Consider the following 8096-nt stretch of genomic DNA (forward strand, 5'->3'; position numbering starts at 1 on the left):
CTTCTGAGCATCCCCCACGGGATTCACCCCCTGTGCCGAGAACCGTTCGAGGAGTTGGAGTTCCCCCATGCCCGCACGCCGCAAGGCCGCCGCCGTCGTCGTCCTCGGTATGACCCCGTTCGCGATGACCGTGCTCGGTGCCGGGCCCGCGTCGGCGCACGGTTCGATGAGCAGCCCCGTCAGCCGGGTCTCGCAGTGCTACGCGGAGGGCCCCGAGAGTCCCGACTCGGCCGCGTGCCGGGCGGCGGTCGCGATCGGCGGCACCCAGGCGCTCTACGACTGGAACGGCATCCGGATCGGTGACGCGAACGGACAGCACCAGACGCTGATCCCGGACGGCAAGCTGTGCAGCGCGAACAACGAGGAGTTCAAGGGCCTCGACCTGGCCCGCGCCGACTGGCCGGCGACCGGCGTGAGCAGCGGCTCGTACACCTTCAGGTACCGGGTGACGGCCCCGCACAAGGGCACCTTCAAGGTGTACATCACCAAGTCCGGCTACGACCCGTCGCAGCCGCTCGCCTGGGCCGATCTGGATCTGGAGCACCCGGTCGCGACCGCCACCGACCCGGTCGCCTCGGGCGGCTTCTACACCTTCTCCGGCACCCTGCCGCAGCGCTCCGGCAAGCAACTCCTCTACGCGGTCTGGCAGCGGTCGGACAGCCCGGAGGCGTTCTACTCCTGCTCGGACGTCAGCTTCGGCCGCACCAGCGGCGGCAACGGGGGCGGGGGTGCTGCCGCGACGGGCGGCACGCGGCCGACTGCCGTCAACTCCGCTTCCGCTGCGCCGACTTCGGCGCCCGTCAGCACTCCCGCGCCGTCCGCTTCGGCCCCCTCGGACGAGCAGATCGCGGCCGGTGCCGACAAGTCGACGGTCGAGCACCACGGTCACGGTGACGACGACGCGAGCACCTCCGCGCAGCCGGTCGCCGCGACGGCGGTCGACCAGCCGCAGACGGCGGGGAGTTCGCAGGTCCTCGCCGACACCGGCGGCGACGGCAGGACGCCGTACTACGCCGTGGGCGGTGCGGCGGCGCTGGCCCTCGGCGCGGCGGCACTGTTCGCCTCGGTCCGCCGCCGCGCGACCACCGGCGGCGGGCGCCACGGCCGCTAGGAGGTACGGGGGGGCCTGTCCGGCGGCTCAGGTCGGACAGGTCCCCCGGGCGTCAGCTCAGCGCGGACGCGCAGGTGGTGGCGGTGGCGTGGGCGGGGTCGAGGGCGTTGGCCACCTCGTGGAAGACGATCCGGTCGGTCAGCCCGATCAGGACGTGCTCGGACAGGTCGAGCGGGCACAGGTTCTGCAACAGCACGTTGTGCACGTCGGATCCGCTCAGGAACTGGCTGCTGTACGGCGTGACCACCTCGTCGTACTTGGTGGCGATGACGGTGTAGTGGACGCCGGGGACGGTGTCGCCGCCGGCGTTCAGTTTGGTGAGGAAGGCCGAGCCGCTGATCTGGTCGGCGAGTCCGGGGGTGGCGGCGGAGATCAGGTCCTCGGCGCCCGGGAAGTACGGCAGCAGCTGGGTGAGGCCGTCCAGGGTGGTGCCGTGGTTGTCGGGGGCGATGCCGACGAAGGTGTTCACCTCGGCGGCTCCGCCGAGGAACTTGAGGTAGTAGCGGGGCATCATGCCGCCCTGCGAGTGGCCGACGAGGTCCGCCTTGGCCGCGCCGGTCGCGGCGAGCACCTTGGCGACGAAGGTCTGCAGTTGCGCGGCCGACCGGTCGATGGGGCCGAGTCCGTGGAAGGCGGGGACGCCGGGCAGTTGGCCGTAGTCGAGGGAGAAGACGCAGTAGCCGCGGTTCTCCAGGTAGGGCGCGAGGGCCAGCCAGTTGTCGGTCGCGTTGGCGAAGGTGCCGTGGACGAGGACGACGGGGTGGGGGTGGGCGGCGGACGGCTTGCAGGTGTAGTCGTTCCAGCCTGTGCTGGTGGTGCTCGACGCGTGGGCGGCGGTGGCGGGGACGGCGGCGACCGCGGCGGTCAGGAGCAGGGCGGTCAGGGGTCTGACCAGTCGTTTCCAGGACAGCACCGAGTGATCTCCTTGCGGCTCAAGGGAGTTGCGATGGCCTTACGCCCTGTGATCCGGATCACAAGAATGCTGTTCACTCGTCAAGTTACGGGCCAGTAGTTCTGCTGTGAAGTTACGCGTCGGTAAAAACTTGCAGTGGTAACCGGTCACCGGGCCGGCCGGAGCGGGCAGCGGGCGCGGTCCGCTCCGACCGGGCGCCCCCGCACACCGGCGGTCACGCCGCCAGCGACCCCGGCATCACCGCACGCGGCCCGAACTTCGCGCGGGCCCGGTCCGCGACCTGCTCGATGCGGCGGACCTTCTCGTCGACCGGGTCGAAGGTGAGCTGGTGGGAGGAGTCCTCGACGGGGCCGAGGCCCTCCGCGCGGACCGTGAGCGAGCGCACCCGGGCGCGCTGGAGGCCGAGCGCCTCGTACATGCCGTACACCGCGCGGGTCAGTGCGACGGAGTGCGCGGTCGGTTCTCCCAGGGTGCGGCTGCGGGTGGTCGCGGAGCGGTCGGCGTAGCGGACGGTGAGGGTCAGGGTGCGGCAGACCTTGTCGAGGGCGCGCAGCCGGGTGCCCAGTTCCTCGGTGGCCGAGAGGAGCGCGCGGCGGTGCCGTCCGGGGTCCAACTCGTCCCGTTCGAAGGGACGTTCGGCGGCGAGGGAGCGGGAGGTGGCGTTCGGGACGACCCGGCCGCGGTCGACGCCGTTCGCCTTCTCGTGGAGTTCGCGGCCGGCCCTGGCGCCGATCAGGCGCTGGAGGGTGGAGAGGGGCGCCGCGGCGACCCGGCCCAGGGTGTCGAGGCCGTAATCGCACAGGGTGCGGGCGGTCGCGGTGCCGACGCCGGGCAGTATGCCGACCGGCCGCCCGGCGAGGAACTCCGCGATGCGGTCCGGCTCTTCGGGGACCGAGCAGGTCACCCCGGGCCGGGCGGCACGCAGCGCCACCCTGGCCAGCATCGGGCCGGGACCGGCGCCGGTCACGCAGTCGATCCCGTACCGGGCGAGGGCCCGTACCCGGATCACCGCCGCCAGTTCGACCGCGCCGCGCCCGAAGTACCGCTCCGCGCCGCGCAGATCGGCCAGCGCCCCGTCCGGCGGCAGCGCCTCCACGACGGGCGTGAACTCCTCCAGCAGGCCGAGCAGTTCGGGCAGGGCCGCCTCGGCGGTCGCCGGCGGCTGGAAACGTACACAGAGGATGGTCATCCCGCACTCCCCGGGCTCTGGTGCCACAACTTCCTTGTTCTGGTGGGCTCTTCGCCCGCCGGACGCAGATCGGCCCAGGGATGCATCCGGTATCCGGTGGGCAGCTCGATCCGGCGTCCCGCCGTCGGGTCCTCGGCCGCCCGCTCCATGGGTTCCGCGAGCCAGGCGGCGACCAGGTCGAGGCCGCCCTCGGCGCGCAGTTCGGCCAGTTCGGCGAGGTTCCAGGCGGCGGCGCCCACCACGCTGAAGCTGCGCGGGCCGCGCCGCTGCACCACTCCGCGCACCAGCAGCAGCCAGGAGTGGAAGACGGTGTGCGCGCAGGCGTCGTGGGAGTCCTCGAAGAAGGCGAGGTCGACCAGGCCCGTACCGTCGTCGAGGGTGCTGAAGACGACCCGCTTGCCGGACCGGATCGGCGGTGTCTGGGTGGCCGCCTTGGCACCGGCCACCAGGACCGTCTCTCCGTGCCGCAGCTCGCGCAGCCGGCGCGCGGACACCACGCCCAGCTCGGTGAGGAAGGCCCGGTGGTCGTCCATCAGATTGCGCGAGGTGTCCATCGCCAGCACCCCCAGTTCGGCGCTGAGCCGTTCCTCCGAGCTGAGGTCGGGCAGCCCGGCCGGGGCGGTCTTCCGCCCGCCGGAGAGCGGGAGTTGGCCGCCGCCCGCGCCCCGGGTGCCTCGCTGCAGTTCGGTCAAGTGCAGTTGCAGGTCACGGCGGTTGGCGCCGAACGCGTCCAACGCGCCTACCTGTGCGAGCCGTTGAGCCAGTGGACGGCTCGGCCGGGCCCGCTCCCAGAAGTCGAGCAGCGAGGCGTACGGCTGTCCGTCCGCGATCCGCGTCGCCTCGGCCTCGCTGATGCCGTGCACGTCGCAGAGGGCGAGCCGTAGCCCCCACACCTTCGGCGAATCAGACACCAGTTCGATACGGTGGGCGACCGCCGACCGGTTCACGTCCAACGGCAGGATCGGCACCCCGCGCCGCCGCGCGTCCGCCAGCAGCAGCCGCTTCGGATACATGCCGGGGTCGTGGGTGAGCAGCCCCGCGTAGAAGGCCGCCGGGTGGTGCGCCTTCAGCCACGCCGACTGGTAGGTCGGCACCGCGAAGGCGACCGCGTGCGCCTTGCAGAAGCCGTAGGACCCGAAGGCCTCGACGATCTCCCAGGTCCGTCGGATCGTCTCCGCGTCGTATCCCTTCGCCGCCGCGTGCTGCGCGAACCAGAACCGGATCCGCCCCTGCGACTCCGGGTCGGAGAGCCCGCGCCGCACCCGGTCCGCCTCGTCACGGCCGCAGCCGGTCATGATGGCGACGATGTCGATGATCTGCTCGTGGAAGACCACGACTCCGTAGGTGCTCCGCAGCGGCTCCGCCAGATCCGGGTGGGGAAAGCGGACCGGCGCCCGTCCGTGCCGCGCCTCGATGAACGGCCGCACCATGTCGGCGGCGACCGGGCCGGGCCGGAAGAGCGAGATGTCGACGACCAGGTCGTGGAAGCTGTCCGGCTGAAGCCGCCCCACCAGGTCCCGCTGGCCCGGCGACTCGATCTGGAAGCAGCCCAACGTCTCGGTGGAGCGGATGAGTTGATATGTCGCCGGGTCGCCCGGCGCCACCGCGTCCAGGTCGAGCCGCTCCCCCGTCGCCCGCTCCACCTCGGCGGTCGCGTGCGCCATCGCCGAGTGCATCCGCACCCCCAGGACGTCGAGCTTGAGCAGCCCGAGGTCCTCGACGTCCTCCTTGTCGAACTGCGCCATGGGCAGGCCCTCGCCGCTGGTCGGCATGGTCGGCGTACGGGCGAGCAGCGAGGCGTCGGAGAGCAGGACCCCGCAGGGGTGCATGGCGACTCCGCGCGGGAGGGCGTCGAGCGCCTCGACCAGCTCCCAGAGCCTGCCGTACTTCTCCTTCTCCCCTGCCAGCGCCCGGAGTTCGGGGAGCTCGGCGAGGGCCGCGCGGGCGTCCCGCGCCCGGATGTGCGGGAAGGACTTGGCGATGCGGTCGATGTCGGCGGGGTCCATGGAGAGGGCGGCGCCGACGTCACGGATCGCGTGGCGCACCCGGTAGGTCTCCGGCATCGCGACCGTCGCGACCCGCTCGGTGCCGAAGCGGCCGATGATCGCGCGGTAGACCTCCAGCCGGCGGGCGGACTCCACGTCGATGTCGATGTCGGGCAGGACGGAACGGCGCTTGGACAGGAACCGCTCCATCAGCAGCCCGTGTTCGAGGGGATCGGCGTCGGCGATACCGAGGAGGTGGTTGACGAGCGATCCCGCGCCGGAGCCGCGCGCGGCGACCCGGATGCCCATCTCCCTCACGTCGTCGACCACTTGGGCGACCGTGAGGAAGTAGGAGGCGAAGTCGTGGTGGGCGATGATGTCCAGCTCCCGGTGCATCCGCTCCCAGTACGCGCGCCGGGTGTAGCCCCGGCGCACCATGCCCGCCGCCGCCCGGGAGGCGAGCGCGCGCTGGGCGGTGCGGCGGCCGGCGCCGACGAGGTGCGGCTCGGGGAAGTGGACGGTGCCGATGCCGAGGTCGTCCTCGGGGTCGACCAGGCATTCGGCCGCCGTCGCCCGGGTCTGCTCCAGCAGGCGGTGGGCGGTGTCGCGGCGGTAACCGGCGGCCTCCACGATCCGTTCGGCGGCCCGGAGCATGGCGTCGCCGTCCTTGAGCCAGGCCTCGCCCGAGTCCAGCTCCTTGGCGGGGTCGACGGGAACGAGCCGGCGGGCCGCGTCCAGGACGTCGGCGACCGGGCCCGCGCCGGGGTCGGCGTACCGGACGGCGTTGCTGAGCACCGGGCGGACCCGCTGCTCGGCGGCGAACCCGACGGTGCGGGCGGCCAGCCGCAGGGAGCCGGGGCCGGTGCCCTGGCGGCCGTGCCAGACCGCTTCGAGGCGCAGGGCGTCGCCGTGGACCTCGCGCCAGGGGGCGAGGAGCTTCGCGGCGCGGTCGGGGCGCCCCGCGGCGAGGGCGCGGCCGACGTCGGAGGCGGGGCCGAGCAGCACGGTCAGGCCGTCGCCGTGGTTGTCGGGCCAGGAGAGGAGGGGGGTGCCCTCGGCGGTGTGGGCGGCGGTGACGAGCCGGCAGAGAGCGGCCCAGCCGGCCGCGCCGTCCCGGGCGAGGAAGGTCACCCGGGGAGTCGACTCGTCGATGAAGGCACCCCCGCGCACCGGGGCCCGGCGCCGCTCCCCCCGTACCGGTTCGCCGACCGCCAGTTCCGTTCCGAACAGCGGGCGGACGCCGGCCTTCGCGCACGCCTTGGCGAAGCGGACCGTGCCCGCGAGGGTGTCCCGGTCGGTGAGGGCGAGGGCGTCCATGCCCCGCTCCGCGGCGCGCTCGGCGAGCCGTTCCGGATGCGAGGCGCCGTAGCGCAGGGAGAACCCGGAGACGGTGTGCAGATGCGTGAAACCCGGCACACGCACCTCCCGTACTCATGAGCCGGCGGGCTCCTCGAACACTTGTTCCCAACTACCTCGCCTCCACCATAGACCAATTCTCGAACATACGTACGACATCCGTTCGGGCCCGTCCCACCTGCGCAAACACCGGCGTGCCGAGACCGTGGGGACATGACAGAGACCCCCGGCGCCGGCGCTCCGCACCAGCCCTTCCTCGGCGAGGTGAGGGATGCCGTGACCCCGCGGGCGACGCTGCTCGTCGTCGGTGTGCTCGCCCTCCAGCTGCTCTTCATCGCCTCCTACGTGGGCGCGCTGCACCACCCGAAGCCGAGGGACGTGCCGTTCGGGGTGGCGGCGCCCCAGCCCGCGGCCGGGCGGACGGTGGCCCGGCTGGAACGGCTGCCCGGTTCGCCGCTGGACCCGCGCACGGTGCCCGGCGAGGCGGCGGCCCGGGCGCGGATCCTCGGCCGGGACATCGACGGCGCCCTGGTCCTCGATCCGGCCGGCCGTACCGACCGGCTCCTGGTCGCCACCGGCGGCGGCACCGTCCTCGCCACCACCCTGGAGAACCTGACCGCCACCCTGGAGAAGTCGGAGCGGCGCACGTTCAGGACGGTGGACGTGGCCCCCGCCTCGCCCCACGACTTCGACGGACTGTCGTCCTTCTACCTGGTCGTCGGCTGGTGCGTCGGCGGCTACCTGTGCGCCTCGATCCTGGCGATCAGCACCGGCGCGCGGCCCGCCAACCCGCGCCGCGCGGTGATCCGGCTGCTCGTCATGGCGCTGGTGGCGGTCCTCGGCGGGCTCGGCGGGGCGGTGATCGTCGGACCGGTCCTGGGCGCGCTGCCGGGCAGTGTGGTGGCGCTCTGGGGACTGGGCGCGCTGATCACGTTCGCCGTCGGGGCGGCGACCCTCGCCCTCCAGGGCGTCTTCGGGATCGTCGGCATCGGCCTCGCGATCCTGCTGGTGGTGATCGCGGGCAACCCGAGCGCGGGCGGCGCCTTCCCGCTGCCCCTGCTGCCGCCGTTCTGGAAGGCGATCGGGCCCGCGCTGCCGCCGGGTGCCGGGACCTGGGCGGCGCGCTCGATCGCCTACTTCAAGGGCAACGACACCACCGCCTCGCTGCTCGTCCTGTCGGCGTGGGCGTTCGCGGGCATCGTGATCACCCTGGTGGCGGCGGCCCTGCGGCACAAGCACGAACGTCTGCTGGGCCGCTTGCGTCCGTCCGGCGCCCCGCGCCCCGTTCCGCCGGAGGGACGCTAACCCTGCCCCGCGCCCGACTCCGCGCCCGACTCCGCGGCGGCCGGGGCGGCGGCCGGTGCCAAGTGAGGTTCGCTGGCCGCGAGTTGCTCCTGCGCCGGAGCCTGCACCGGGGCTTGTACCGGGTGTGCCTCCGCCGGTGGGGCGGCGGGTGGTGGGGGTGGTGGGGTGGTCTGGGCGCGTTCGAGGAAGCGGAGGAGTTCGACGGGGAAGGGCAGGACGAGGGTGGAGTTCTTCTCG

General features: G+C 73.2%; 5 protein-coding genes and 1 pseudogene. 2 read left to right on the forward strand and 4 right to left on the reverse strand.

The features are described from left to right. Positions 1–67: 67 nt before the first annotated feature. Positions 68–1111, forward strand: coding sequence for a lytic polysaccharide monooxygenase (locus ABZT12_RS15430; RefSeq protein WP_356383260.1), 1044 nt, complete (start codon positions 68–70; stop codon positions 1109–1111). A gap of 52 nt (positions 1112–1163) precedes the next feature. Here ABZT12_RS15430 and ABZT12_RS15435 read toward each other — a convergent pair whose 3' ends face one another. The 3 genes from ABZT12_RS15435 to ABZT12_RS15445 form a co-directional block, all read right to left on the reverse strand. Next, positions 1164–2024, reverse strand: coding sequence for an alpha/beta fold hydrolase (locus tag ABZT12_RS15435; RefSeq protein ID WP_356383263.1), 861 nt, complete (start codon positions 2022–2024; stop codon positions 1164–1166). 214 nt (positions 2025–2238) lie between these two features. Beyond that, complete coding sequence (locus ABZT12_RS15440) at positions 2239–3213, reverse strand: hypothetical protein (RefSeq protein ID WP_356383266.1); 975 nt, start codon at positions 3211–3213, stop codon at positions 2239–2241. Continuing rightward, positions 3210–6614, reverse strand: coding sequence for a DNA polymerase III subunit alpha (locus tag ABZT12_RS15445; protein ID WP_356383269.1), 3405 nt, complete (start codon positions 6612–6614; stop codon positions 3210–3212). Before ABZT12_RS15445 ends, ABZT12_RS15440 begins: the two co-directional genes overlap by 4 nt. Positions 6615–6767: 153 nt before the next feature. On the opposite strand from ABZT12_RS15445, the gene ABZT12_RS15450 reads away from it, so the two are divergent. Then, positions 6768–7859, forward strand: coding sequence for a DUF3533 domain-containing protein (locus ABZT12_RS15450; RefSeq protein WP_356383272.1), 1092 nt, complete (start codon positions 6768–6770; stop codon positions 7857–7859). Here the strand turns inward: ABZT12_RS15450 and ABZT12_RS15455 are convergent. Then, positions 7856–8096 (reverse strand): annotated as a pseudogene (locus tag ABZT12_RS15455) (slipin family protein); the annotation flags it as partial. The gene ABZT12_RS15450 and the pseudogene ABZT12_RS15455 sit on opposite strands and share 4 nt — an antisense overlap.

Origin of the sequence: Streptomyces sp. NPDC005423 (assembly GCF_040606415.1) — a bacterium.
GTDB lineage: Bacteria > Actinomycetota > Actinomycetes > Streptomycetales > Streptomycetaceae > Streptomyces.

Bases quoted from the DNA above. Each gene is read 5' to 3' on its own strand.
- ABZT12_RS15430 (WP_356383260.1), top strand. From the start codon at position 68: ATGCCCGCACGCCGCAAGGCCGCCGCCGTCGTCGTCCTCGGTATGACC.
- ABZT12_RS15440 (WP_356383266.1), bottom strand. From the start codon at position 3,213: ATGACCATCCTCTGTGTACGTTTCCAGCCGCCGGCGACCGCCGAGGCG.
- ABZT12_RS15450 (WP_356383272.1), top strand. From the start codon at position 6,768: ATGACAGAGACCCCCGGCGCCGGCGCTCCGCACCAGCCCTTCCTCGGC.